This window comes from Emticicia sp. BO119, from assembly GCF_013912375.1.
Lineage (GTDB): Bacteria > Bacteroidota > Bacteroidia > Cytophagales > Spirosomataceae > Emticicia.
The window spans coordinates 120,173-146,044 of record NZ_JACETV010000003.1 but is presented as its reverse complement, the minus strand read 5'-3'; the positions used below and the strand labels follow the sequence as shown (position 1 = coordinate 146,044).

Here is a 25,872-nt window from a genome sequence, read left to right as displayed (position 1 = left end):
TTCGTTTTACAACGCTTCAAGATAAAGCGCTTTGAAATCTTCCCTGCTCACAGGTTTCGGATTATTGGGGTGGGCAAAGTCAGCAATAGCTAAGTCTGCCAGGGTTTCTATATGTTCTTCTCTCACACCGATGTCTCTTAAGCGATGTGGAATATTAATATGGCTGTTGAGGTTAAAAAGATAGGTTACGACTGCCTGCCCTGTTTCTTCTTTCAGGTCTAATGTGCGGGCTATTCTACGGAACTTGTCTTCAGAACCTGCAATATTGAATTGCATGCCATACGGAATATTCACGGCATTGGCCAGACCATGATGTGTATCAAGCAATGATGAAAGCGGGTGGGCCAATGAGTGTACCACACCTAAGCCTTTCTGAAAGGCAATTGCACCCATCATTGAGCCTAATAGCATCTTGCTGCGCGAATCAACATCTGGATTATGAACAGCCTTTTCTAATGAATTGTGGATTAATGAAATTCCTTCCAGTGCAATACCTTCACAAATCGGATGATACATTTTAGCTACGAAAGCCTCCATGTTGTGCGTCAGGGCGTCCATTCCGGTGGCTGCTGTTACAAACGGAGGTAAATCCATTGTCAGAATAGGGTCTGCGAAAACAATTTTTGCCAGTAATTTAGGCGAAAAAAGAATCTTTTTCTGGTGTGTCTCGTCGTCGGCAATAATGGCACTTCTTCCTACCTCGCTACCCGTACCCGAAGTAGTTGGAATGGTAATAAAATGCGGTACATCATGGGTTACATAAATATCTCCGCCTATCAGGTCATCATATTTGAATAAATCTTCTCTATGATTGATGCGTAATACAATTGCCCTGGCTACGTCCATTGCTGCACCGCCTCCGATACCTATAATACTGTCGCGATCAGTAGCATGATAAGCTTCATCACCTTTATACACATCAGACTTCACCGGGTTTTTGTGGATGTCAGAGAAAATTTCAGGACTGATACCCTTAAGACGTAAGTTTTCTGCAATTCGCTTCAAAAAAGGTAATTCTGCCACTACAGGGTCTGTTACAATCAGCGGTTTTGACAGATTATTATCTTTCAGATAATCTGCTAATTCATCAACAGCACCTGCGCCAAAGCGTATTTTAGTAGGGAAGTTGTAGGTCGAAATCACAATAGTAAAGAATAGTAAAATGAATAAAAAACAGAAAAGCCATCAATCAGACAAAAGTAATTAATAAGCTCGTCTGATTGATGGTTTCCCTTGATTTTTTTGTTATTGTTTAGTCTCTTCTGCCAAGAAACATACTTAGGTAATATAACAGGTTGGCCACTGCACCAGCGGCGGCTACTACATAGGTAAGAGCAGCCCATTTCAAAGCATCTTTGGCCATTCCGTGTTCACGGCTGTTTACAACACCTCTGTTTTCCATCCAAGCCAGAGCACGGTTGCTTGCATCATATTCTACAGGCAAGGTTATTAACGAGAAAGCTGCGATAATAGCATTGGCAACTATCAGGGCTAAAAGCACTGTCTGAGCCATAGGTGTATTTTTCGAGAAAATATAAGCCATAAACATAAACCCGAACATATAAAAGAAATTCATGGCATTAGTAGCGACATTTACGATGGGCACCAAGGCTGAACGCATCTTCAACGGAGCATAAGCTACAGCATGTTGTACCGCGTGTCCGCACTCATGCGCAGCTACAGCAGCCGAAGCTGCACTGTTACCATTATAGACATCGTAGCTAAGGTTAACTGTCTTACTGATAGGGTCATAGTGGTCTGTTAATTGCCCCTCTACCTGTGTAATTCTGACATCGTATATTCCGTTGTCATTTAGCATCTTACGGGCTATTTCTGCACCGGTCATGCCATTAGACAAACCTACCTGCGAATACTCGGCAAATTTCCTTTTCAGTCTTGAAGAAACTGCAAGACCAAGCAACATAAAAACGATACTTATTACAAAAATCATAGCTTTACTTTTTCATTTTAATTGTGATAATAGTCTGACGGATTTTATTCAGGAAGGTTTAAGCCTACTCTAAAAAGTATCAGTCTAAATCCTTTATTTTTTTAATAATTGAAGTGGTTGAGTATCCGTTCACTAAAGCAACCGTTTTTACCTCTCCTCCATTAGCTATAACAAAATCTGCTCCAACAATGTTCGCTATACTATAATCGTCACCTTTCACTAAAATATTCGGACAAAGTGTCTCAATCAGTTCTTTGGGTGTGGGTTCATCGAACAAAATGACAGTATCTACAAACTCAAATGCCGACATCATCCTTGCTCTTGCATACTCATTGACAACCGGGCGACTTGGGCCTTTCAGTCTTGATACCGAGGCGTCTGTATTTAAACCCAATACCAGCTTATCGCCTAAGTTACGGGCTTTCTCTAAATAATCAATATGCCCTAAATGCACAATATCAAAGCATCCATTAGTAAAAACGATTTTCTTCCCTTCAGATTGCCATTGTTTTACTTGTTGGGTGGCTTGCTCTTTAGTTTGTATTTTTGATTCGGTCATTTTCCAGATTATGATGTGTACTTTTATATCATTGCCCCATGAAAGATTTTACCAATGAATGATCTTTCTTTCAACTCAGGCTCCCGGCGATATTTCTTTTTCAGCCTTTCCAAATTTTTTCTTCGGCAAAACAAGGGTCAATAAAAAAGATATAATACCAAATAAGACCACAAAAATCAACCCTTGCATAGCGTGTAGGAAAGTAGCTAAAGTGATGCCGTCCTGCTCTGATAATCCATAAAGCACTACAATACTACCTACCAGAAAATGATAACTGCCGATACCCCCCTGCGTTGGAGCTGCCATTCCGATAGAACCCATCACAAAAATAGTCAGAGCTGCTAAAGGTGAAAGATTGGCAGTTTCAGGCAAAGCAAAGCATAGTACATAAGTGGTTATATAATAAATTACCCAGATGAACACCGTATGTAACACAAATACCATCGGGTTTTTAAGATTGCGCACACTTAAAAATCCATCGGCTAATCCCTTAATAACATTGGCAACTTTCTGATAAAGCGGCAATTGTGAGATTTTATCTTTTTGGCGTTTGAAAGTCATATAAGCCATAAAGGCTAAAATGATAAATCCTGCTCCTAAACCTAATAACAGAATGGGGTTCTTGAATTTATCACCAAAGAAGTTGAAAAAGAATGTACTCAGCCGGTCAAACTCTAATAATAAATTCAGTAGAATCAGAATCAAAAGCACCAGTACATCTGCTATTCTTTCAGCAACCACCGCACCGAACGATTTTTCGAAAGGAATATCCTCCAGATTTTTGAGTGTGCCACATCGGGCAAATTCACCTGCTCTCGGAAAAACCAGATTGGCCAGATAACCAACCAATACAGCTAAGGTAGTTCTGAATACAGAAGGGTTATAACCCAGAGGCTGTAACATTAATGCCCAGCGATATGCCCGGCTCCAATGAGCTACTAAAGCCAGAACCCCGGATAATGCTACCCATTTATAATCTGCCTGTTTTATTTTTTCCCAGAGGGCGTTTAGGTCTATGTCTTTAAAAACAAACCATAATAAACCTCCGGCTATAGCCAGAGAAATAAGGTATTGCAAAATTTTTTTTATCATTTTACAACACGGTTATTCTCATCAGGAAACACGACAAGGGGTTTATGCGTTTTGGCTTCTTCCTGGGTCATCCATGCATAGGAAATAATTATCACAATATCACCAACTTCTGCTTTGCGGGCTGCTGCACCATTCAGGCAGATGATTCCCGAACCTCGCTTGCCTTTGATAGCGTATGTTTCGAGTCGCTCACCATTATTATTATTTACTACCTGTACTCTTTCGTTTTCCATAATACCTGCGGCTTCGAGCAAATCTTCGTCAATCGTAATACTTCCTACATAATTCAACTCTGCCTGTGTAACTTTCACTCGATGGATTTTCGACTTAAAAATATTGATAAGCATAATATCTCCCTTTTTTGATAGTAGTTGCAAAATTATAAAATTGCTTAGTAAACAAACGTTTGGGTGTCGAATAAAATTCCTTTTCGTTTTTTTGGCTTCTTATATTGCCTTTTATCTTGAAAAAGGGCCATCCCTTAGGACGGCCCGTCTCCCCAAATGAATCGGGGGTCTAAAACAACAAAGGGCTTTATTTATGTAAGCCGGACTTAAGTCTGGCGATGTGGCAAAACCCTTTGTTGATTTAGAGGGCGAATTTTATTCGCTGATTCGCCCGATATGGTTCTATCCTCATTTCTCTTCCACCAAAACCCCATTCCCCTTCAAAACCTTGTTAAAAAATAACAGGTGATAAGGCAATGAATTCTGCCAGTACTCCCATGTATGAGCACCTGGTCGTTCGGTGTAATCGTGCGGAACATTGTTATAGACCAATCTATGATGCAGCTCCCGATTGGCTTCAATCAGAAAATCATCTACTCCACAATCAATAATCACAGGCATACCATTCTTTTTAATGGCATCAACCATATTGATGATTGAGTTTTTGACATATACATCATTTGAGGTATCAGCAGTACCCAATAGTTTCTGGAAACGGTCTTTGAGCGATTTGGTAAAATCCTCATTAACTCTGAATTTCGTATAGTTCATATCCATTGCACCTGCGGCACAAAACAAATCAGGATGTCGGCTTGAAAGATACATTGCCCCATGACCACCCATCGAAAGTCCGGTAATGACCCTGCCTTTATTGCTTTTAACTGTGCGGTAAGTATCATCTATTTTCTGAATTACTTCTTTTGTTATATACGTTTCAAACTTGTTGTTTGGGTCTGTGGGGCTGTCGAGATACCACCCAAAAGTTTCACCTTCCGGCATGACAATAATAATATTAAACTGGTCGGCTAAATTCCTTACCAGCATTTTATCAGGCGTTTTGTTCAGCCAGTCATTAAAATGCCCCGAACCGCCATGCAATAAGTACAATACCGGATACGCAGTTTTATTGTTGGTGTAAGAAGACGGTAAAACTACAGCCGCTTTATAGGTTTTATTCATCACAGCACTTGGCACATCAAGGCTGTCAACTGCAGCGGCTTTTGCATAAACACAATAAAAGCATAAAGCTGAAAAAAGAAATAATCGTAAGTTTTTCATCATAGTATTGTAGAGTTACGAAGTTTAATAAATTGAACAACAAAACTAAGCATAATGAGAAGTATTGTATCTGCTCCACTCTGATTTTTTAATTTATTGCACTAACTGAATTACCAATATAATTTAGCAAAAATATGGTATAATTATCCACCCATACCTCACCACCGCATCGTTTACCAAATATTCCTGTATTGTTTTTTTGGAAGTCTATTGCATAGATTTATTTCTCAATTTTTGTCAACAAATAGCATAAAATCCTACTTTTCATTACTTTTGCAGTAGTGAAAAGCTATTTATTGTATGATTAAAAAACTACCTAATTTTTTATTTTTTATTACTTCATTTTCTTTTGCTCAGGACGCCGAAATTTTTAAACCTGACTCGGTTAAAAAAAAGATTGAAGCCACACCAATTACTACTAACCTTCGGATTGATGGTGTGATGAACGACGCAGAATGGAAACTGGCCAAACCGGTATCGAATTTCATTCAGATTGAACCATATCAGGGAAAACAACCCAGCCATAAAACAGAGGTGCGGGTACTCTACAATAAAAATTATCTTTATTTTGCCATTTTTGCCGGAGATTCTCTGGGTAAGAAAGCCATTCGTGCCACTGATTTCAAGCGTGATTTCAGTTTCAGACAACATGATTTAGTGGCTTTGTCTTTTGATGGATTCAACGATAAACGCAATGCAATGGCTTTGGTAACCAATCCGTATGGGGTACAAAGAGACTTTCTGTCGTTTGATGATATTTATTATGATATTGACTGGGATGGCCTATGGCGCGTACGAACCACACGCACCGATTCAGGTTGGGTAGCAGAAATGGCCGTGCCCTGGCAAACACTAAGGTATCCGAAAACAGATTCTCCTACCCAGAACTGGGGGTTTAATGTATTCCGTAACCGACGATTGACGAATGAGCAAACAGCTTTTTCGCCGTACCCCCGTTCATTTACCAATACCCGTATGGCTTATGCAGGGGTATTGACCAATCTGCAACCGCCTCCGCCTTCAACCAACGTGCGTATCCAGCCGTATTTTCTGACTACATTCGACAGATACAGAAATTATGATAATAAACCGAATACGAACACTTACAAATTAGGTGGAGAAATTAAATGGGCTATTAACCCGAATGCCATTCTCGATATTACAGCCAATACTGACTTTGCACAGGCCGATGCCGACCGCCAGGTGAATAACGTTACCCGTTTTTCTGTGTTTTTTCCGGAGAGACGACAGTTCTTTTTAGAGAATGCTTCTCTTTTTGGAGTAGGCGTAGGACCAAATGAAGACCTTTCAGGCGGAACCATGCGTGTTCAACCTTTTTTCAGCCGGAGAATAGGCTTGGATGATAGTGGTAATCCGATTCCGATTGATGTAGGTGCAAGGTTTGTATATCGTTCTTTGAAACGAAATTACGGCGCAATTGCGATGCGCCAGCGAGAAGTTGGCGATAGTCCGGGTACAAATTTCTTTGTTGGCAGATACTCTGAAAACTTTGGTAAACAAAACCGGATTGGTGGGTTAGTAACTGTAAAAAATCGTCCGGATGGTACGAATATGACGGGCACGATTGATGGTTTCTTCCGTTTGAGTGAGTCTCATTCGCTCAATACAATGGCAGTATATTCAACCTCTACCAATAGCGGCAAATCAGGGTTCTCAGGCTTTGCACAGTATTATTATTCTACAAATCAGTTTAAATTCTGGTGGACACAGTCTGTTGTTACCAAAGATTTTAACCCTGAAATGGGTTTCGTTTCCAGAAGCGATGTTGTCGGAACCACACCCGGCATATTCTTTTTTAACAGAGGAAAATGGATTCCATTCAAGAAGTTTATCCGTGCCTTTGAACCGGGCATCATGACCGAGTTTTATCATCAGGCCTCAACCGGAAAACTGGTTGAGCGACAACTGAATATTAATCCCATCTGGCTGAATTTCCAGCGTGGAGGGTATTTCGGATATCTCATTAACCCCACTTTCCAACGCCTTACTGAGCCTTTCGTCCCATTAGGAGTGTACATTGATAATGGTGAATACAACTATGTAAGACATCAGATTTATGCCAGCACTAACCCCTCGGCAGTCATCAGCCTCAATAGTTCATTTGAATGGGGAACTTATTTTAACGGACGATTGAACTCACACGATATCCGAATGCAAATAGCACCTGTACCACATATATCTATATTAGCAAGATATAACCGGAATCATTTCAGAAATGTAGGGAATCTGGCTCATGAGGCAAACGGAGAATCATATGTAGATTTATACAGTGTCGAAGGACGTTTTGCCCTGAATCCACGTGTACAATTGATAGGTTTTTATCAGAAAAACGCTGAGAATCTTTCACAGAATTATAATATCCGTTTATCGTGGGAATACCGACCATTGTCTTACATTTATGTGGTGTATAACCACAGAGAATTTGATAATCTGTTAGATAAACCAACTCAGATAGAAAACCATGTGATTGCTAAAATAAGTTACCTTAAACAATTCTGAACATGAGATTATTATTGCTTGGGAGTTTATTCACTTTACTGCTCAATGCTTGTACTTCGAAGAACAGCGAACAAACCACAGACTCCACTACATTGACCGTTAGCGGCAATGTAGTCATAAATGAGTGGGAGTGTATTCCCGGAGAAAGGGCAGGAATAATAAATAGTAACAGTAGTGAACAAGAGTTGATAGATAAACTTGGTAAAGAGAATGTAAGCTCACACGATACCGTTTACGGCGCAGAGGGTATGTTCTCTATAGGAACGATTCTCTACAAAGGTACTCCCAACGAAGCACATATTGTCTGGAAAGATACCCTTAACTTCAAAAATCCTGAATATGTAGAGGTTGGTTTTGCAGAACCGGGAAAAGAAAGTCAGGTACAATGGTTTGTAACAAATGGAGTTAAAGTAGGTACAAAATTGACCGAACTGGAGCAGATAAACGGTAAGCCTTTCAATTTTTCAGGCTTTGGGTGGGATTACGGCGGCTCGGTTGTAGACTGGAACGGCGGCAAGCTGATGAATGCCGATAGTACCAGTTATCTCGCAATCATTTTAGCCTATGATTATGAAAATCAGGCTTTGAACCCTGTAGCAGATAAGCTCTTAGGCGATAACTCATTTACTTCTAAAGACCCGAATGCACAGAGACTCAATCCATTTGTTTCGCATTTTATTATCAGCTTTAAGTAATCTGGTGATTTTGTATTGAGTGTTGATTCAGCTGATTGCATTGATTTATCTGATGCTTGGTTTTTATACAATTATTTACTTTTTGATGATTAAATAATAGCGAAAATACTAATTGCAGTTGATCAAAAATAAATCAGATTAGAATCAGCACTACCAGATCAATCAGCTGAATCCGGGTTCGGGGCAATTGCCTATCAGTGAAACTCCGGCTGAAACCAAGTGAAACGCAGTAGGTAAATACTGCTGATTAAAGATTAATATCTACTCAAGTAATTTTAATAATAAAAAAACAGCGTAATTGCTTAAAAATCAATTGGTTTAGTTTTATTTGTGTAAAAATTTATCATACTCTTTTATCAAATTTACAAACTCAAACTCTGAAGCGAAAATGGCAACTAATAAGAAATCCGAAACCACCAATAATGTAGAAGAAACAACTACCCCGGCAGAAGTAGTAGCAGAAGCAAAAGCGACTGTTGCTGAAACTATTGAAGCAGGTAAGGAAAAAGCCGCTGAGGTAAAAGAAGAAGCAACCGTAGCCACCGAAGAAGCAAAAATAGTAGCTGAAGAAAAGGTAGAAGAAGCTAAAGAGGCGGCGGCAGCTAAAGTAGAAGAAATTAAGGCTGAAGCTACAGAAGCCATTGAAGAAGCCAAAGAAGCTGCTTCTGCTAAAGTAGAAGAAATAAAAACTGAAACTGACGAGAAAGTAGCAATTGCAGAAGAAAAAGCAGAAGAAGTTAAAAACGCAGCACAAGAAAAGGTCGAAGAGGTAAAAGAAGAGGTAGCTGCCAAAGTAGAAGAAGTAAAAGCTGCTGCTAAAGAAACCGCAGAAACCGGTAAAGAAAAAGTACAGTCGTTTTCGGATACTGCTGCTGAAAAATTTGAAGATTTAAAAGAAGATGCCGCCGAAGCCATTGATGCTGCAAAGGTAAAAGCACAGGAAGCAGCAGCTATTGCGGCAGATAAATTTGAAGACCTGAAAGAAGAAGCTAAAGAGGCTATGGCTACAGCGAAAGTAAAAGCACAGGAATTAGCAGCTGAGGCATCGGAAAAAATTGAAGAACTAAAAGCAAAATATGCCAGTGAGGAAAAAATTAATGAGTTGAAGAATCAGGCAGCTGAAAAATTAGAAGATTTAAAAGAAGATGCAACAGAGGCTTTAGAAACGGCTAAGGCAAAAGCACAGGAAATGGCCAATGATGCAGCTGAAGCAGCAGAAAAAGTAACCGAAAAAGCCAAAGGCTTCTGGAGCCGTTTGTTTGGTAGAAAGTAACTTATCAGTATTTTATAAACAAATAGTGCAGTGAAATAGTATTTCACTGCACTATTTGTTTATGGTTTGGCAGATCTCTCTAAAGAGAACCAATAGCCTATATTAAACGAGAAACCTCCCCAGTGTCTGAAATTTCATTTCGGTTTCAATCCATTCTTTTTCGGCGTTTGAATCGGCTGTAATACCACAACCTGCATAGAGCGTGGCAGTGCCATTCTGTAGTTTCATGGTACGCAAATTAACAAAAATATGTGATTCCTGTTGAATATTTACCGGCCCTAAAAATCCACTATAAAACTCCCGGTCATATTTTTCGTTCGCTAAAATAAACTGCCTGGCAGGCTCTTTAGGCATACCGCAAACGGCAGAAGTAGGGTGCAGAAGGTCGAGCATCACAGTAGCCATTTCAGGAAAATTGATTTCAACTGTATCCACAATAAAATCCATGCGCAGGTGCATCAGGTTACCGGCAATTACTGTTTTGGGTCCTTCTTCCTCAAACTCGCGTACACGTATTTTTTTAAGGCAACTCACAATATATCGGCTTACCAGGGCGTGTTCTTCAATCTCTTTTTGTCGCCACAATGCCTCTGAGGTTTTGATAAGATTCCCGTCAGCATCATAGGCCGATTGAGTACCTGCCAAAGCCATAGTCCGGAATATCCCCTGAGAATCCTGACTGACTAATGTTTCGGGTGACGCCCCCATCCAGACCATTCCCAAACTCGGAATAGACACAACCGAGACAAATGCATTCGGGTAGGTCACGCATAATTTGTCAAAAACTGTTACTAAGTCAAAATCGTCACGGATATTGAGGTTCTTTGTTCTTGAAAGCACTACTTTCTTGAATTTGCCGGCCTCAATTTCATTCACAGCATCGTTTACTTCTGCTATAAAATCTTCTTTTGTTGTGGCATTGGCAACCTCACCTTTTTTTGAAAAGAAAAAAGGCTTTGATGTGGCTTTAGCACTCAGCAATTCAACAAAGTTCGGGTCGACGGAAGAAGGGGTAACAATTTCCTGACAGGTTTCGTTTTCATCAATAGCTATCTCAGAAAAAACGTAGTGTAAATCAGCCTTCAAAAAGTAGGTGTCATTCCCATCAGGATTAATAAAGGGGGAAAAAGCAAAACCAGGACCTAACTCTTCAAATTCTATTTTAATCTGTTCAGGATTTTTGAGGAAAGAAGTTAAGAAATGTTTATGATTTTGTTTAGGCAACCGCCACATGACTGTTGGGAAACCTGATTCAAGTGCTGCATTCCAGAGTGTCTGTCTATATGTATTGGTCTTTGTCTTTGAAGTCGTTGTTGTCATATCACGAAACTATATCTTAAACAAAATGCCAAGATATAATGTATTTATTAAAGCCTTTAAATCAATAACAAAATTGGGTTGAAAACCGCTCAAAAAAAAGCAGATTTTTTCTGATGCAGGTTTATTCCTGTAAATTTGTTGGAAATGTGCAAAAAAACTCTTGAAGCGATGAAAAAAATATACTATTTACTTTTTTGGATAGCCTGTTCAGCCTATGCCGATGATAACAGGGGAATCAGATTTAACGAAGGTAAATGGGAGCAGATTCTCACTGAAGCCAGAACTCAGCACAAACTGATATTTGTAGATATATACACTACCTGGTGTGCGCCATGTAAAGTAATGGATAAAAATATATTTACGAACCCCGAAGTAGGCGAAAAATTTAATGCCTCATTTATTAACTATAAAATAGATGCCGAAAAAGGTGAAGGTAATATGCTGGCAAAAAAATATATGGTATCAGGCTATCCGACCTATCTTTTTATCAATCCCGAAGGTGAACTTGTTTATCGTTCCATTGGCTCTATGTCTGCCAGGAAGTTCATATCTGAAGCCGAAAAAGCTTTACAGGCAGGGTTAGATTACAAACCTACCGCTGCACTTGAAAATGATTTTAAGGCAGGCCGAAGAGAGGCTGGGTTTTTGTATGAATTTCTGAAAAGAAAAAAACTGAACGGAGAACAAAATGCGCTGATATTAGACGAATATCTGAAAGCTATTCCCGAATCGGCGCATAAAACAGAAAAGGTGCTGATGATTATATCAGAAAATATCGGCTTGATTGATTCAAAGGCCTTTGAGATTCTGACAAAATCGCTCGACCGCTTTATGAACATGACGCCGGAGCAACAAAAATTTGTGTTGGACGGAATTTCAAAAGCCAAACGCAATACATTCAGAAAAGCAATTGAAACCCAGGACAAAGTTCTATTTGAACAATTGATCAGTGCTGTAAGGCAGACTTCCTATAGCGAGGCTGGCTTTGAAGCAGAAGAGAGACAGTTTCGCCTTGACTTTGCCAAACTCACACGTGATGCCGGCAATTTCAGAATCATAGCCTCGAAAGAAGGCGCGAAGCTGATGGAGAAAACCAATGAACAATTGAGAGAGGAATCTCAACAGAAAACCGAAAGATTTATACAAGGTGCAAAAGCCAAAGGCATCAAAGAAAATACCATGCAATACCTGTCGGCTCTGGAAGATATAAAAACCAGTGCCGAAAAGCTGACATCTTTTCATCTGAATGAATATGCGTGGGGATATTTTCAGTTGATAGAAAACAAAGATGAACTGGAAACGGCTCTGAAATGGTCTGAACGTTCGATAGAATTATTCAAATCTCCTGTTAATTTAGATACTTACGCTAATCTCCTGTCAAAATTAGGTAGAAGAAAAGAAGCTATTAAGGCAGAAAAGGAAGCGATTAAAATGGCAAAAAAACAGGGTATTGAAACAAAGGAATTGAATTTGGCTTTGAAGGAGATGAAGCAGAAACGTGTATAACTATTTTTAATTTGTCTTTTACTTTTGGCTAAAGCCCGCCAAAGGTTGCTTTATATTTTATCCCCCATTTAAAAATCGACGGACGCCGCACGGGGCTATTGATTGATTCAATTGCCTCCAGAGGATTAATATATGCTATCATCATAATCGGCTTTAGCCAAATCAATTTCCCCCAAACTCCCAATTTGCCGTTTTAATCAGGGAATTTGTCGATTTTTTTGGAAGTATGCCCAACAATGAAGTATTTTTATTGGAATATTATTTTTCAAATAAAAAAATGAAAGTATCTAAGAAAAGCCCTTCCAAACCATTGAAAATTTTCTTAACTGTTGCCTTCTGTCTTTATCTTATAAGCTCCTGTAAAACCAGCCAACCTGTTCAGAATATAACGACTATGGCTGATGTTCCACAACAGGACTTAGTCAAAGACGTTATTAATTCATTTTCATCTAATCTACCTCAACCCGTATTACCAACAGGAGCAGACCCGAATAGTGATGACTGGAAAGATGCAGACTTAGAGGCTAAAAAGCCAGTCAACCCACTTTATGCTTCTGAAGAAGCCAGACATTTCCTGCTTCCTCCTGGCTATCATATCGAGCCTGTTCTTACTGAGCCGGCCATTCAGCAACCAGGGGCTATTGCTTTTGATGGCAACGGCCGGATGTATGTGCTGGAGTTGAGGTCTTATATGCTAACGGCCGATTCAAAAGACGAATTAGAGCCAACCAGCCGCATTTCAAGATGGGAAGATAAAGACAATGATGGGGTTTATGAAACAGGAACTACTTTCATTGATAATCTGATATTTCCACGCTTTGTATTGCCATATGGTAAAGATTGTGTGCTGACAATGGAGTCTGATGCAGATAATGTGTATAAATATACTGATACAGATGGTGACGGTAAAGCCGATAAAAAAGAGTTGTTTACCAATAAATATGGTCGCTCTGGTAACGTAGAGCACCAACAGGCTTTTATGTACTGGGGTATGGACAACTGGCTGTATAGCACAGTCAATGCATTTCGTGTTAGAGAAACCCCAGGTGGAGTAATACGTGAAAAAACCGGCTTTAACCGTGCGCAATGGGGAATTACTCACGACGACGACGGCAAACTATGGTTTCAGGGTGGTGCGAGTGGACTGCCCTCATATTTTCAGTTTCCGATTCATTATGGAAACTTTGAAGTGCCTGGCGAATTTGCCAAGGGCTTTGATATTCCATATGGAGCAGCCGTAAAAATATCGGATATGCAGGGAGGTATGGACGAAATCAGACAGCCTGATGGTTCGTTGAAACGCGTAACTGGTTCAGCAGGAAATGATGTATATCGGGGAGACCGCCTACCGGAATCATTAAGAGGTCAGTACTTCTATGGTGAGCCGGTAGCCCGAATCGTTCGTCAGATTAACCCTGTAGTGAAAGAGGGTTTAACAACTCTCCATAACGTGTATCAGGATCAGCAATCAGAGTTCCTACGTTCTACCGACCCGCTTTTCCGACCAGTTGATATGGCTACCGCACCAGATGGCACCATGTATATTGTAGATATGTATCACGGCATTATTCAGGAAGGCCAATGGACGCAAAAGGGTACTTATCTACGTACCAAAATCGAACAATATCAATTAGATAAAGTAGTAGGATTAGGAAGAATCTGGCGCATCACCTATGATGGCAAGGAGCGTGACAAAACCAGACCTAAAATGCTGAATGAAAAAACATCGGCATTGGTAAAACACCTTGAACACCCTAACGGCTGGTGGAGAGATGCTGCCCAACAATTGATTGTATTGCGCAAAGACCAGTCGGTTGTACCTGCACTCGAAAAAATGGCTTTGAATAGCCAGAACATATTGGCAAGAATACACGCCATCTGGGCATTGGAAGGCTTAAGTGCCCTGAAAACTGAAACAGTGCAAAAGCTGTTGAGCGATGCAAATCCACGTATTCGGGTGCAGGCACTAAGGGTAGGAGAGACACTTTACAAGAATGGACAGAAAGATATAGAGACAAACTACAAAGCCGCCTTGAATGATGCCAATGCCGACGTGGCCATTCAGGCCATGTTGAGTAGTAAATTCCTGAAACTGCCAGATTTAGAAGCCACTATCAAAAATACAGTAGCAAATAATAAAGCCGCAGGAGTAAAACTTGTAGGTGAGCAGATTATTACACCACCAAGAATCACCAGAGGGCTCGGAATAGGTGGGGAATTAAATAAAGATCAACAGGAAATGCTCACCCGTGGAGCAGTCATCTACAATGAGCTATGTTCGCAATGTCATGGCAATAGTGGGATGGGTACTCCGGCAGGCGATGGTAAGTTATTGGCTCCGGCACTGGCAGGCTCTTCACGAATCCAGTCACACCCTGAATATGCCATAAGAGTAGTATTACATGGTATGGATGGAGCCATTGAGGGCAAAACCTATGCGGGAGGCATGATGGCAAGTATGAAAGAACAACCCGACCAATGGGTAGCTGACGTGATTTCTTACATCCGAAATGGATTGTCGAACGACGCTTCGTTGGTCACACCAGAGGTAGTTGCTAAAATACGTCAGAAAACAGCCGACCAACCGGGTATGTATAAATATGATAACCTGATTAAAGTGGTACCTCATGAATTGCAACAACGCGATGGCTGGAAAGTAACCGCTAGCAACACAGCATCAACACGTATCGGGGGTAATGTTTCGCCAACCACTGCTTTTACTTACGAAGGTTGGTCGACAGGTGTAAAACAGGAGAAAGGTATGTGGTACCAGATTGAGTTTCCGAAAGAGACAGCCATCAGCGAAATACAGTTTAATTCTGCCGCTATGACCAAAAGAGGTTGGGTGCCTAAACCTAATACACCACCCGGACAAAGACCAATGGTGCAGACACACCCAAGAATATACACCATTGAAACGTCGTCAGACGGTATCAACTGGCAGGCAAGCCTGAGTACCCAAAAAGGGAAAGATGGCGATAATATCATAGCCTTAAACCCAAGAAAAGCCAGATTTATCAGAATAAAACTCGACCAGGGTGTTGATAATCCCGAAGACGATATTCCGTGGACCATGAAACAACTCAAAGTATTTGAACTCAATTAATTTTCATAATCGTAAAATCTCAGCGAAACATAATTATCCAATGGAAAAATCAAACAATCCCTCTGTGTCACGCCGCCAGTTTTTAGGAACTGCCGCAACACTTGTTTCAGGTTCGGTATTGGCAAGCAATGCAGTTTTCGGTGCGCCTGCTTATATTAAAAATCTTTTCGGACCTAATTCGCTCATAAATGGTGTGCAGATTGGTGCTATTACCTACTCTTTCAGAGAAATGCCTGATCAAAGCGCAGAAGCTGTTTTACAATATGTACTGGAGTCGGGCATTAGTGCGATTGAGCTATTAGGCGACCACGCCGAAATTTATGCAGGCAAACCTAAGAGCTATGTAGATATGCGTTCTGTATTTCCGTTAATGAGAAAAAGAAACGAAAAGCAGGAATTAACAGAAGAAGAAAAAAAGAAACTCGAAGATGCTGAAGCACAAATGAAAGCCTACAATACGGAAGTAGCAAAATGGAGAGAAGGTGCTTCAATGGGAAAATTTGAAGAATTGGGAAAAGCCTATAAAAAAGCAGGAATTTCAATTTATGCCTTTAAACCAAATGCTTTTGGCAGAAACAATTCTGATGCTGAAATTATCTACGGTATGAAAGCAGCTAAGGCTTTAGGTGCCAATCAGGTAACGGTAGAACACCCTTCTAACGATGAGCATACACTGAAATTAGGTACTATGGCTCAAAAAATGGGCATTAAAATGGGGTATCATGGCCACGAGCAACAAACCTTTACGCTTTGGGATACAGCGTTGGCACAATCTCCTGCCAATTCATTGAACCTGGATTTAGGTCACTTTGTAGCCGCCGGAAATGCCAATCCATTAGATATTATCAAACAAAAACACGACCGAATCGTAAGTATGCACATCAAAGACCGCCAGACTCCGGCACACGGAAAAGGTAACGTAGTATGGGGGCAAGGCGATACACCTATCAGAGAGGCTTTGAATTTAATGAAGGATAATAAGTATAAATTCCCGGCTACTATTGAGTTAGAGTACAAAATACCTGAAGGTTCGAATTCAGTAGCAGAAGTAAAAAAATGTCTGGAATTTTGTAAGAATTCTTTGAGTTAACCTATGATAATTATCAAGTCAGTCCCGATTTCAATGTTATGGTGAAATCGGGATTTTTTATTTGTTCTGTTGGAATTTAGACCTGTAATCTATCAAATGATTATGAAGATGTGAATGGCTGAATTGGGAACGTTTTTATGAAACATTTTATTAGGATACTACGTTTTACCTGATATATGATTTTAAAAATTAAATATTGGAGTATCAAATATGTTTAAAGCCGTCGGCATGAAAATAATAACTTTAATCTTAATCTGTTTGTCTTTTAACCTCATTAGTTGTCAGAATAAATCCAAACAAAGTACCATGCAAACTGAAGAAATCAAAAAAGAGAATCCGTATTATTCACATACCGATAAAACACCGCTTCATGTAAGTGATGCTGAATGGAAAAAAGTATTATCACCTGATGTTTATGCCATTATGCGCCAGAAAGCCACCGAAAGGGCATTTACCGGAAAATACTGGAATTATACAGGTAAAGGCACTTATTATTGTGCTTCATGCGGTAATAAACTATTCCGCTCTGATGCCAAATTTGCCAGTATGTGTGGGTGGCCGAGTTTCTTTGAGCAGGAAGACGCCAGCAGTGTGGTTTATGAAGAGGATTACTCACATGGAATGCACCGGACAGAAGCTCTATGCGGCCGCTGTGGAGGGCATTTAGGACATTTGTTTGATGATGGTCCGGCACCAACACACAAACGCTATTGTATGAACTCCATTGCGCTTGATTTCGAGCCTGATGACAAGACCCAGATGTAGCCACAAATGAAATACTTAGAAACGGGGCAGTTTCATGGGCAAACCAACCGGATTATCGGGTTGGAGGGCATAACCCTGACTGATACGGAGTACACTTTGGATAAAGTTGACTGGCATTACCACGAGAACGCCTATTTTACTTTTATCCTGCAAGGCAGAGTAATAGAAGGGAATAAGAAAGAAGTGTATAATTGCGGAGCCGGAAGTTTGTTGTTTCATAACTGGCAGGAACCACATTATAATATTAAACCTCCTGGCTATACGCGTGGGTTTCATATTGAGTTAAATCATGAATGGCTGGAGACTACAGGAACTGAAATAGATAAACTCACAGGCAGTATCTGTATTTCAAATCCTGAACTGAAACTATTATTATACAGGATTTTCAGAGAATCTAAAACCAATGATATGACTACTGGGCTGGCGGTTCAGTCTTTATTGTTACAATTGCTGAGCCAGATGGAAAGAGACTCTCAAAAAGAGATTAATAAGAATCCGGCCTGGGTACAGCACTTAAAAGAATTATTGCATGATTCCTTTACTGACCACTGGAGTCTTTCTGAATTATCTGCCGAGTTGGGTATTCATCCAGTTCATCTTTCAAGAGATTTTTCAAGATACTTTCATTGTAATATTGGCGAATATATCCGAAGACTAAAAATAGAGAAATCACTTTCGTTACTTGCTCAGAAAAATAAATCCCTGGCTGATATAGCCTTTGAATGTGGTTTTGCAGACCAGAGTCATTTTGCCCGGTGTTTCAAAGCCCTGAATGGGATAAATGCTTCAGAACACCGTAAAATTGTGATGAATTAACTGTTGATGTTAATTCTGTTCTATTTTTTGAAGTAGAGAGATGCTTACCTTTGTGATTCACTAAAAGATGAAAAATGAAAAAGCTAATCTTAAATTTCCTATGCCTTTATGCACTTACTGCCTGCGGACAAACCAGAGACCTCGTGCAAACCGATGGTTTTGCTAACTCACTACACCAGGCTAATGTCGGGCGAATTGCATTTTTACCCAGTGATATCCCTTTAGATCAATTAAAAGAGAGTGATTTTCTGACAAGTTTTGAATTGAAGCCGGTATCCGATTTAAGTATCAGACCATTTCTGGGTAATTCAATCACCAATTATCTGCATCAGCTATCGCCTGACATACCAGCCGATGAAATCATAAAAAAAGGAAATTATCAGTTTTCTTTTTATGTTGATGGTAAACTTATTTACAAAGAAAATCTGCATCATGGTGCAGGATTAAAAAAACATACAACTACTACATTCAGAGTACCACTTACTACATCTAAAGGAGAAGACTGGTGGGGAGTTTATATGTTCAATAGATTTCTGATGAATGGTGGTGAAAAAGCCCTGACAGATGGTACACACCAATTCAGACTGGAAATGCGGCCTTATATCAATACAGGTGAAATAAAAGTTGGAGATCTGATTGCACAGGGTGAACTCAGATTGGTTGTAAAAACCCCGGAGCTTACGCATGAAGAAGTGGCTGTACAGCCTATCAGACCAGATTCGGGATGGGAAATTTCTGAAACCCGTCTTGATACGCAAAAGATAGAAGAAATGAACAGGCTGATTTCTTTGAACAAACTCAAAGAAATTACAAGTGTAGTAGTAATAAAAGACGGCAAATTATTGCTGGAAGAGTATTTTAATAAGGCAGATAGAAACACCTTACATGATACCCGTTCCGTCGGAAAATCGTTTACATCTGCCATGATGGGTATTGCTATTGAAGAAGGTTATATCAAAGATGAGAACCAGACCCTGGACAAATTCTATGATTTAAAACAGTTTTCCAACTCCAGTCCTGAGAAAGACAGCGTAAAAATCAAGGATTTATTAAGAATGAGTTCGGCCTTTAACGGGTCTGATAACAACACCGATTCGCCCGGCAATGAAGAAAATATGTATCCGACTGACAACTGGGTGAAATTTGGTCTCGATTTAGGCATGGATAATACAAAAAAGAATGGCCAACAATGGGATTATTTTACAGCAGGGGTCGTTTTATTAGGCGATATTCTGAACAAATCAGTTCCTGAAAGCCTTGAAAAATACGCTGATAAAAAATTGTTCAGCCCATTAGGTATAAAGAATTATGAATGGCAGTTTACTCCTCAGAAAGTCGTTAATACAGCCGGAGGTTTGCGAATGTCAGCTTTAGATTTTGCGAAATTCGGGTTATTGTATCAGAATAAGGGTAAATGGAATCGAAAGCAGATAATTCCACAGAGCTGGATTAACAAAACCTTTACTAAATACCTGTCAATCCCGGATAGAACCCAAGAGTACTATGGCTATTTATTCTGGAATAAAACCTTTACTATCAACGGCAAAAATTATGAAACTTTCTATTGTACCGGCAATGGGGGTAATAAAATCTATATATTTAAAGATATTCCTCTCACGATTGTTATTACAGCCAAAGCCTATGGCCGTCCTTATGCTCACCAACAGGTCGATAAAATGATGCAGGAGTACATTTTGCCTGCGGTGGTGAAATAATTAATTTGGTTTTTTAGTAGAGACACATTGCTATACATCTCTACTAAGTATTAAAAACGTTTATATTTTAATTAGCTTTGTAGAAATGACAAAACGCTACAATGAAGAAAAATACTTTTTTGCTAATCTTACTATTATTAACCGGATACCTCACCCGCGCCCAGATGAATTTCATAAAGGGGCAGGAGAAAAGTATGCAACAGATACTGGCAGAAGCTAAGGCTAAAAAGCAGATTATCTTTGTAGATGTTTACACTACCTGGTGCGGGCCATGTAAATGGATGGATGAAAATACATTTATTGACAAGAGAGTATCGGAGAAATTCAACAAGCAATTTATCAATTTTAAGGTCGATGGAGATACTTCCGAGGGGCAGGTAGTCAGAAACCTATACAAAGTAGGGGCGTATCCGACCTATCTGTTTATTGCTCCCGAAGGAAAAGTTCTCCATCGAATTGAAGGGGTAATGCCCCCCCAGGTTTTTATGGACGAAGCCGATTTTGCTGTCAGACGGGCAAAAGAAAATTAAGCAAGATCTTCAAAACGCTCTAACATAAGAATGGACGCCTGCGGCAGAATTACGTATTTCTCGCCTTCATACATTACTTCAATGGCATGGCGTTGTAAGTAAATGGCCATATCGCCCTCCTGTGCCTGTAGAGGCATATACTTCACTTTTTCTTCGGTTTCTTTCCAGGGTTCGTCTTCTGTTTGTTGCGGTAGGGGGTAGCCTGGCCCAACCTTGATAATATAGCCCGTTTGTACTTCTTCTTTTTCGGTTACGGTAGGGGGCAGATATAAACCTGTATTTGTTTTATCAGAAGGATTTTTAGGCTTTATCAATACTTTGTCGCCTACTACAATGAGTCTCTTTAATTTGTTATCTGCTGTTACGCCAATCATAAATCATGAAAATAAAATTGAATGCAAAATTAGTAGAAAATATTGAGAACCTGTTTAAAAAATACCCTGGCATTGAATTGATGCCGTATAGACAGACTGATTTTCTTGCCCAAACAATTTACATTTGATTTACATCTTTTTACAGGCTATTCACCATAGTAGGTCTTAGCTCTTATAAGTTTGTCTAAATATCGGGTAATAAAAAATCACAAAATACTATCTGTAATATGAATAACAAGCAATCAGTCACTTATTTAATTTTGTTGAATGCCTCTTTGTTTTTCGGTTGTAGCGGACCTGCAAAAGAGAGAAACGCAACTAATGCACAGGCAAGTGCATCATCATCATTAGGAGAAAAATATATCTTAGATACCAAAGAAAGTGTAGTTACATGGGAGGGATTTATGGTTTTTGACTTTGCTAAAGAACATAAAGGATATGTTTACCTATCAAAAGGTGAACTGATGATTGAAAAAAAACAATTGGTTGGGGGTACGTTTGAAATTGATATGAATACAATTGAGTATGGAGATAAGACGGACAAAAATACCCCAATTAAACACTTAAAATCGGCAGATTATTTTGATGTCGAAAAATTCCCGATTACTATATTCGCTATTACGAAAGTGGACTCCATTATTCGCGACAGTATAAAAGTTACAGGAAACCTGACCATTAAAGGTATTACAAACCCCGTCACTTTTCCGGCCAGAATGGACTTAAAAGATGGGATTGCCAAAGCAGATGGCAAAGTGACTATCGACCGCACAAAGTGGGGTATCCGCTATGCATCAGGAAAGTTTTATGATAATTTAGCTGATCAGACTGTTTCGGATAAAATTGAACTCCAGATGAAAATCGTAGCAAAGAAATAAATAGCTGAGGTTTTTACTTATTTCAGAACCTGATATACCACCAATGCCGCCACATAAGCCAGTACCGACATATAGCCTAACTGAATGAGTGGCCATTTCCAGCCTTTAGTTTCCCGATAAACTGTGGCAATGGTACTCATACACATCATAGCAAATACATAGAATATCAGTAATGAAAAAGAAGTAGCCAATGAGAACGAAGGCTTGCCTGTATTGGCATTAATCTCATTGCGAAGTCTTTCTTTAATGGTTGTTTCGTCGTCGGGGTCGGCGCCTATGCTATAAATGGTTGAAACCGTTCCCACAAATACCTCACGGGCAGCAAAAGAAGTAATCAGCGCAATGCCGATTTTCCAGTCGTAACCTAAAGGAGCAATAGCGGGTTCAATGAATTTGCCAAAATGCCCTGCATAGGAATTTTCGAGTCTGACGGCCGCTATTTTTGAAGCTAAATTTTCTTCTACCTGGCTTGGGTTAGCAGCAATTACTCGCTTTTCTGCCTGATCCATTCCATCGCCAGGGCCATAAGACGCTAACACCCACAGTACTATCGAAATAGCCACAATTACTTTTCCGGCTTCAAAAACAAAGGTTTTTACTTTTTCTAAAATCATAAACCCTACTTGTTTCCAGCGAGGCATTTTATAGGTGGGCAGTTCCATAATAAAGTAGCTGCGCTCTTTCGATTTCAGGATCAGTTTCATAAGCCAGCCTGCCACCAGAGCCGAGAAAAAACCTAAAAGATACAAGCCCATCAGGGCGATACCCTGTAGGTTAAATATCCCTAATATTTTTGTGTCAGGCACAACAAGGGCTATCAGAATCGTATAAATCGGTAACCTTGCCGAGCAACTCATCAGGGGCGTAACCATAATAGTAATCAGGCGGTCTTTCCAGCTACCAATAGTACGTGCCGACATAATAGCGGGCACTGCGCAAGCCATGCTCGAAATCAAGGGCACAACCGATTTACCACTCATACCAAAGCGGCGAATGAGTTTATCCATCAGTACCACTACACGAGCCATATAGCCTGATTCTTCAAGAATCGAAATAAAGGCAAATAAAAAGGCAATCTGTGGAATAAAAATAACTACGCCTCCAACCCCCGCAATCAATCCATCGGTTAATAAACTTACGAGAATACTATCAGGTAATACTGATTTGAGCCAGTCATTCAAACCTGCCACTCCCTGGTCAATCAGGTCCATAGGATACTCAGCAAAAGAAAAAACCGATTGGAAAATCAGAAAAAGGATACTCAGGAAAATAACGTATCCCCAGATACGGTGCAGCAGTATCTTATCAATTTTTTCTGATACCGTTTCTTTTTGTTCGCCGGTTTCGTAAACTACCTGTGTGAGTGTTCCGCTGATGTCATGATAACGATCAATGGTCTCAGCTGATTGGAAGGCATCAGCATTGAAGTTGTATTTCTCAACCAATGCTTGCAGATCTTTCTGGGCAGTATCACCTAAAAACATCATTTTGGGCGACTGCGCCGCATACTGTAAAGCCAGATATTTGTTAGAGATATTATATTTTTTACGAACCTCAGAGGCAATTGCTTCTGATTTATCGTCGAATAAAGGCGGATTAATATGTATCTTCCGGGCTTCAAGCTGGTTCAGAATTGTGTATTTCAAGCCTTCAATTCCGATTCCCTGTCTGGCGTTTAATTCTACTACAGGTACACCTAAAATCTTTGAGAGCTTTCCTGAGTCTATTGAAATACCCATTTCCTGTGCAACATCAAGCATATTCAAGGCAAGTACCGTCGGAATACCTAAATCGCTTACCTGTTCAAAAAGCAACATATTGCGTTTCAGGTTCGAGGCATCGGCTACTACTACGGCTACATCAGGGTATTCAGGGTGTTCAGGATTAGCCAATACTTCTAATACAACCTGCTCGTCGAGCGAATTAGGATAAATACTATAAGTGCCGGGTAAGTCAAGAATTTCAATATCAGTTTTTGAATCTAAACGGCAGAAGCCTATTTTTTTATCAACCGTAACACCCGGAAAGTTTCCGATTTTTTGTCGGAGTCCGGTCAATTGATTAAATAGAGAAGATTTACCTGCATTTGGGTTACCCAACAGGGCTATAACTTTTTTTTCTTTCACCTTAAATCCAAAAAATTTAACAACCAGGCAAATTGCCTACGCCTGGTTAGGTTTTAACACAATGGTTGCCGCTTCTCTCTTTCTTAGTGAAAGATGATAGCCCGCTACTCTGATACCAACGGGGCAACCTAATGGAGCAATGAAATCTAAGGTAACTTCAGTTCCGGGTAAACAGCCCATCTCTAACAATTTCAAAGACATAGCAGGGTCTTTAAAAGTATTAATGATTCCTTTCTCTCCAATGTTTAGGTCTGCAACAGTTTTTTCTGAAAACTTTACCACACTTATTTAGAATTATTTTAAATTGAACGCAAGTTTAATAGTTTTGGTTCGTAAATAAAAATGATTTTTATCATACAACTCTATTCTGCTACAATTGAACAACAATAAAGCCCACTGGGTACAGGTTTTTGTCTAACCCTACAAAAAAGAATTGCAACACGTCAGGCCATTGGTGTACTTTGGGGCTATCATTAGTTTTTGACAGTTGTGGTAAATGAATATGTAAATATCATCGGGAAAAAACCCGAAAAAAAGAATTAAAATCATAAAATCGTATAAGTTTGCATAGTACCTTTGCAGCACGATAGGTACAGCAAGGCAATCGTGGTTGATACATGCAAGAAATCAAAGCACTAATAGAAAAAGAAATCCGATTAGAATGGCGTCAGAAATATGCCCTTAATGGCATGCTTCTATACATTATAAGTACGGTTTTCGTTTGCTATATGAGCTTTAAGCTGAAAGTTGACATTATTGAGCCTATTACCTGGAATACCCTCTTCTGGATTATTTTATTGTTTACCGCGGTTAATTCCATCACCAAAAGCTTTACACAAGAGGGTGCAGGCCGACAACTCTACTACTATACGCTGGCAAGTCCGCAAGGAATTATTATATCGAAGATAATATATAATACCTTGCTGATGTTAGTATTGTCGGTATTAGGTTTTGTGGTGTATGCGGTCATGCTTGGGAATCCGGTAGTTAATCTACCAATGTACTTAGTCAGTATTCTGTTAGGCTCTATAGGTTTTTCTACTACCCTTACAATGGTAGCGGGTATTGCCTCTAAAGCCGAAAATACCTCAACCCTGATGGCTATTCTGAGTTTCCCGATTATCCTGCCTATGCTGATGATGATAACCAAATTATCTAAAAGTGCAATGGACGGCTTGGGTTGGAACACAAGTTATGATGAAATAGCTATTTTATTAGCCATTGATGCTATTGTCTTAAGTATCAGTTATTTGCTTTTTCCGTATTTGTGGAGAAGCTAAGAAACATATTGAATAGAAAGTTTTTATAATATTAAGTGTCTGGAAAGAATTAGCATATTTTTCATGATATTCGCCATTCGCTGATTCACGATTATTTACTTATGAGAAAAACCTGGTGGAAAATAGTATGTGTAGTGCTTTTGTTCTACACAATTATACAAGGGCTGATCGGCACTATTCCTCGTCAGCCTATCCTTAACGAAACCCTTCGTAACGTATATTTTCACGTGCCTTTGTGGTTTGGCATGATGACCCTGATGATAGCTTCGGCATGGTTTGCCATTAAATACCTGAGAGGTGGAAACATACAACACGATGAGTATTCGGCTGAATTTGCCAATACAGCCATGCTTTATGGCGTATTAGGCTTTGCTACCGGAGCAGTATGGGGCAACTATACCTGGGGAGACCCACTCCCAAAAGACCCGAAACTAATTGCAGTTGAAGTGGGCTTATTGATATATGCAGCCTACTTTATTCTGAGAAGCTCATTCGAAGACGAACAGAAAAGAGGTCGCCTCTCGGCAGTATATAATATTTTCGCCTTTGCGGCCTTTATGCCTCTGGTATGGATATTACCCCGCCTGACAGATTCATTACACCCCGGCAATGGCGGTAACCCTGCCTTTGGTAAATATGATATGGATAACCGCGTAAGATTGGTGTTTTATCCTGCTATTATCGGCTGGACACTCTTAGGCGTCTGGATAACCAGCTTAAGAATCAGAGTGAGAATCATTAAAAGATTGAAGACTGAGCAATTTTAGGTTTTAT

Annotated in this window: 23 protein-coding genes; 13 read left to right on the top strand and 10 right to left on the bottom strand. The window is 39.8% G+C overall.

The features are described 5' to 3' along the window. Nucleotides 1-6: 6 nt before the first annotated feature. From H1R81_RS12045 to H1R81_RS12020, 6 genes are all read right to left on the bottom strand, one after another. Nucleotides 7-1,143 carry an iron-containing alcohol dehydrogenase gene (locus tag H1R81_RS12045; protein WP_181840977.1) on the bottom strand — a complete coding sequence of 379 codons (1,137 nt, stop codon included), beginning with the start codon at nt 1,141-1,143 and terminating at the stop codon, nt 7-9. 109 nt (nt 1,144-1,252) lie between these two features. Then, nucleotides 1,253-1,951, bottom strand: a complete 699-nt coding sequence (locus tag H1R81_RS12040) for a zinc metallopeptidase (RefSeq protein ID WP_181840976.1) — start codon at nt 1,949-1,951, stop codon at nt 1,253-1,255. Nucleotides 1,952-2,030: 79 nt separating this feature from the next. Further along, nucleotides 2,031-2,510, bottom strand: a complete 480-nt coding sequence (rfaE2, locus tag H1R81_RS12035; RefSeq protein WP_181840975.1) for a D-glycero-beta-D-manno-heptose 1-phosphate adenylyltransferase — start codon at nt 2,508-2,510, stop codon at nt 2,031-2,033. A gap of 75 nt (nt 2,511-2,585) precedes the next feature. Then, nucleotides 2,586-3,602 carry a lysylphosphatidylglycerol synthase transmembrane domain-containing protein gene (locus H1R81_RS12030; RefSeq protein WP_220275215.1) on the bottom strand — a complete coding sequence of 339 codons (1,017 nt, stop codon included), beginning with the start codon at nt 3,600-3,602 and terminating at the stop codon, nt 2,586-2,588. Then, nucleotides 3,599-3,949 (bottom strand): aspartate 1-decarboxylase, encoded by a 351-nt coding sequence (panD, locus tag H1R81_RS12025; RefSeq protein WP_181840974.1) that lies wholly within the window; start codon nt 3,947-3,949, stop codon nt 3,599-3,601. Before panD ends, H1R81_RS12030 begins: the two co-directional genes overlap by 4 nt. A gap of 288 nt (nt 3,950-4,237) precedes the next feature. Continuing rightward, the gene (locus H1R81_RS12020; protein ID WP_181841345.1) at nt 4,238-5,107 is read right to left on the bottom strand and encodes an alpha/beta hydrolase family protein; all 870 of its coding nucleotides are present in this window, start codon (nt 5,105-5,107) and stop codon (nt 4,238-4,240) included. Between the two features lie 300 nt (nt 5,108-5,407). Here H1R81_RS12020 and H1R81_RS12015 point away from each other — a divergent pair, with 300 nt between their 5' ends. The 3 genes from H1R81_RS12015 to H1R81_RS12005 all read left to right on the top strand — a co-directional run bounded on the left by H1R81_RS12015 (nt 5,408) and on the right by H1R81_RS12005 (nt 9,595). After that, nucleotides 5,408-7,627: a carbohydrate binding family 9 domain-containing protein gene (locus tag H1R81_RS12015; RefSeq protein ID WP_181840973.1), complete on the top strand. Its 2,220-nt coding sequence runs from the start codon at nt 5,408-5,410 to the stop codon at nt 7,625-7,627. Nucleotides 7,628-7,629: 2 nt separating this feature from the next. Beyond that, complete coding sequence (locus H1R81_RS12010) at nt 7,630-8,322, top strand: hypothetical protein (RefSeq protein WP_181840972.1); 693 nt, start codon at nt 7,630-7,632, stop codon at nt 8,320-8,322. A gap of 388 nt (nt 8,323-8,710) precedes the next feature. Next, entirely contained in the window at nt 8,711-9,595 is an 885-nt protein-coding gene (locus H1R81_RS12005) for a hypothetical protein (RefSeq protein WP_181840971.1), read from the top strand. A 102-nt stretch (nt 9,596-9,697) separates the two neighbouring features. Here the strand turns inward: H1R81_RS12005 and H1R81_RS12000 are convergent, their stop codons facing one another. Further along, a complete protein-coding gene (locus tag H1R81_RS12000) occupies nt 9,698-10,915 on the bottom strand; it encodes a chorismate-binding protein (protein ID WP_181840970.1) in 1,218 nt (405 codons plus the stop codon). Between the two features lie 168 nt (nt 10,916-11,083). Here H1R81_RS12000 and H1R81_RS11995 point away from each other — a divergent pair, with 168 nt between their 5' ends. From H1R81_RS11995 to H1R81_RS11965, 7 genes are all read left to right on the top strand, one after another. Further along, a complete protein-coding gene (locus H1R81_RS11995; protein WP_181840969.1) occupies nt 11,084-12,421 on the top strand; it encodes a thioredoxin family protein in 1,338 nt (445 codons plus the stop codon). 277 nt (nt 12,422-12,698) lie between these two features. Continuing rightward, nucleotides 12,699-15,527, top strand: coding sequence for a c-type cytochrome (locus H1R81_RS11990; RefSeq protein WP_181840968.1), 2,829 nt, complete (start codon nt 12,699-12,701; stop codon nt 15,525-15,527). 40 nt (nt 15,528-15,567) lie between these two features. Next, complete coding sequence (locus H1R81_RS11985; RefSeq protein WP_181840967.1) at nt 15,568-16,617, top strand: sugar phosphate isomerase/epimerase; 1,050 nt, start codon at nt 15,568-15,570, stop codon at nt 16,615-16,617. A gap of 306 nt (nt 16,618-16,923) precedes the next feature. Further along, entirely contained in the window at nt 16,924-17,382 is a 459-nt protein-coding gene (msrB, locus tag H1R81_RS11980; RefSeq protein ID WP_220275214.1) for a peptide-methionine (R)-S-oxide reductase MsrB, read from the top strand. A gap of 6 nt (nt 17,383-17,388) precedes the next feature. Further along, nucleotides 17,389-18,198 (top strand): AraC family transcriptional regulator, encoded by an 810-nt coding sequence (locus H1R81_RS11975; protein ID WP_181840965.1) that lies wholly within the window; start codon nt 17,389-17,391, stop codon nt 18,196-18,198. Nucleotides 18,199-18,272: 74 nt separating this feature from the next. Beyond that, a complete protein-coding gene (locus H1R81_RS11970; protein WP_181840964.1) occupies nt 18,273-19,913 on the top strand; it encodes a serine hydrolase in 1,641 nt (546 codons plus the stop codon). 101 nt (nt 19,914-20,014) lie between these two features. Beyond that, nucleotides 20,015-20,443 (top strand): thioredoxin family protein, encoded by a 429-nt coding sequence (locus tag H1R81_RS11965; protein WP_181840963.1) that lies wholly within the window; start codon nt 20,015-20,017, stop codon nt 20,441-20,443. Here H1R81_RS11965 and H1R81_RS11960 read toward each other — a convergent pair. Continuing rightward, on the bottom strand, nt 20,440-20,817 hold the full coding sequence (locus H1R81_RS11960) for a co-chaperone GroES family protein (RefSeq protein WP_181840962.1): 378 nt from the start codon (nt 20,815-20,817) through the stop codon (nt 20,440-20,442). The genes H1R81_RS11965 and H1R81_RS11960 overlap by 4 nt on opposite strands. 227 nt (nt 20,818-21,044) lie before the next feature. Between H1R81_RS11960 and H1R81_RS11955 the strand changes: the two genes are divergently transcribed. After that, nucleotides 21,045-21,692, top strand: coding sequence for a YceI family protein (locus tag H1R81_RS11955; protein ID WP_181840961.1), 648 nt, complete (start codon nt 21,045-21,047; stop codon nt 21,690-21,692). Between the two features lie 17 nt (nt 21,693-21,709). Here the strand turns inward: H1R81_RS11955 and feoB are convergent, their stop codons facing one another. Beyond that, nucleotides 21,710-23,818, bottom strand: a complete 2,109-nt coding sequence (gene feoB, locus H1R81_RS11950) for a ferrous iron transport protein B (RefSeq protein WP_181840960.1) — start codon at nt 23,816-23,818, stop codon at nt 21,710-21,712. A gap of 36 nt (nt 23,819-23,854) precedes the next feature. Continuing rightward, entirely contained in the window at nt 23,855-24,100 is a 246-nt protein-coding gene (locus H1R81_RS11945) for a FeoA family protein (protein WP_310588075.1), read from the bottom strand. 335 nt (nt 24,101-24,435) lie between these two features. On the opposite strand from H1R81_RS11945, the gene H1R81_RS11940 reads away from it, so the two are divergent. Next, the gene (locus H1R81_RS11940) at nt 24,436-25,098 is read left to right on the top strand and encodes a heme exporter protein CcmB (protein WP_181840959.1); all 663 of its coding nucleotides are present in this window, start codon (nt 24,436-24,438) and stop codon (nt 25,096-25,098) included. 101 nt (nt 25,099-25,199) lie between these two features. Then, on the top strand, nt 25,200-25,865 hold the full coding sequence (ccsA, locus tag H1R81_RS11935) for a cytochrome c biogenesis protein CcsA (protein WP_181840958.1): 666 nt from the start codon (nt 25,200-25,202) through the stop codon (nt 25,863-25,865). The last annotated feature ends 7 nt before the right edge of the window (nt 25,866-25,872 follow it).

Excerpts from the sequence above, each read along its gene's own strand:
- H1R81_RS12005 (WP_181840971.1), top strand. The coding sequence starts at position 8,711 with ATGGCAACTAATAAGAAATCCGAAACCACCAATAATGTAGAAGAAACA.
- H1R81_RS12015 (WP_181840973.1), top strand. The coding sequence starts at position 5,408 with ATGATTAAAAAACTACCTAATTTTTTATTTTTTATTACTTCATTTTCT.
- H1R81_RS12000 (WP_181840970.1), bottom strand. The coding sequence starts at position 10,915 with ATGACAACAACGACTTCAAAGACAAAGACCAATACATATAGACAGACA.
- rfaE2 (WP_181840975.1), bottom strand. The coding sequence starts at position 2,510 with ATGACCGAATCAAAAATACAAACTAAAGAGCAAGCCACCCAACAAGTA.
- msrB (WP_220275214.1), top strand. The coding sequence starts at position 16,924 with ATGCAAACTGAAGAAATCAAAAAAGAGAATCCGTATTATTCACATACC.
- H1R81_RS11995 (WP_181840969.1), top strand. The coding sequence starts at position 11,084 with ATGAAAAAAATATACTATTTACTTTTTTGGATAGCCTGTTCAGCCTAT.
- H1R81_RS12030 (WP_220275215.1), bottom strand. The coding sequence starts at position 3,602 with ATGATAAAAAAAATTTTGCAATACCTTATTTCTCTGGCTATAGCCGGA.
- H1R81_RS12010 (WP_181840972.1), top strand. The coding sequence starts at position 7,630 with ATGAGATTATTATTGCTTGGGAGTTTATTCACTTTACTGCTCAATGCT.
- H1R81_RS11940 (WP_181840959.1), top strand. The coding sequence starts at position 24,436 with ATGCAAGAAATCAAAGCACTAATAGAAAAAGAAATCCGATTAGAATGG.
- H1R81_RS11985 (WP_181840967.1), top strand. The coding sequence starts at position 15,568 with ATGGAAAAATCAAACAATCCCTCTGTGTCACGCCGCCAGTTTTTAGGA.
- H1R81_RS11960 (WP_181840962.1), bottom strand. The coding sequence starts at position 20,817 with ATGATTGGCGTAACAGCAGATAACAAATTAAAGAGACTCATTGTAGTA.
- H1R81_RS11970 (WP_181840964.1), top strand. The coding sequence starts at position 18,273 with ATGAAAAAGCTAATCTTAAATTTCCTATGCCTTTATGCACTTACTGCC.
- H1R81_RS11990 (WP_181840968.1), top strand. The coding sequence starts at position 12,699 with ATGAAAGTATCTAAGAAAAGCCCTTCCAAACCATTGAAAATTTTCTTA.
- H1R81_RS12020 (WP_181841345.1), bottom strand. The coding sequence starts at position 5,107 with ATGAAAAACTTACGATTATTTCTTTTTTCAGCTTTATGCTTTTATTGT.
- panD (WP_181840974.1), bottom strand. The coding sequence starts at position 3,949 with ATGCTTATCAATATTTTTAAGTCGAAAATCCATCGAGTGAAAGTTACA.
- H1R81_RS12040 (WP_181840976.1), bottom strand. The coding sequence starts at position 1,951 with ATGATTTTTGTAATAAGTATCGTTTTTATGTTGCTTGGTCTTGCAGTT.
- H1R81_RS11955 (WP_181840961.1), top strand. The coding sequence starts at position 21,045 with ATGAATAACAAGCAATCAGTCACTTATTTAATTTTGTTGAATGCCTCT.
- H1R81_RS11965 (WP_181840963.1), top strand. The coding sequence starts at position 20,015 with ATGAAGAAAAATACTTTTTTGCTAATCTTACTATTATTAACCGGATAC.
- H1R81_RS11975 (WP_181840965.1), top strand. The coding sequence starts at position 17,389 with ATGAAATACTTAGAAACGGGGCAGTTTCATGGGCAAACCAACCGGATT.
- ccsA (WP_181840958.1), top strand. The coding sequence starts at position 25,200 with ATGAGAAAAACCTGGTGGAAAATAGTATGTGTAGTGCTTTTGTTCTAC.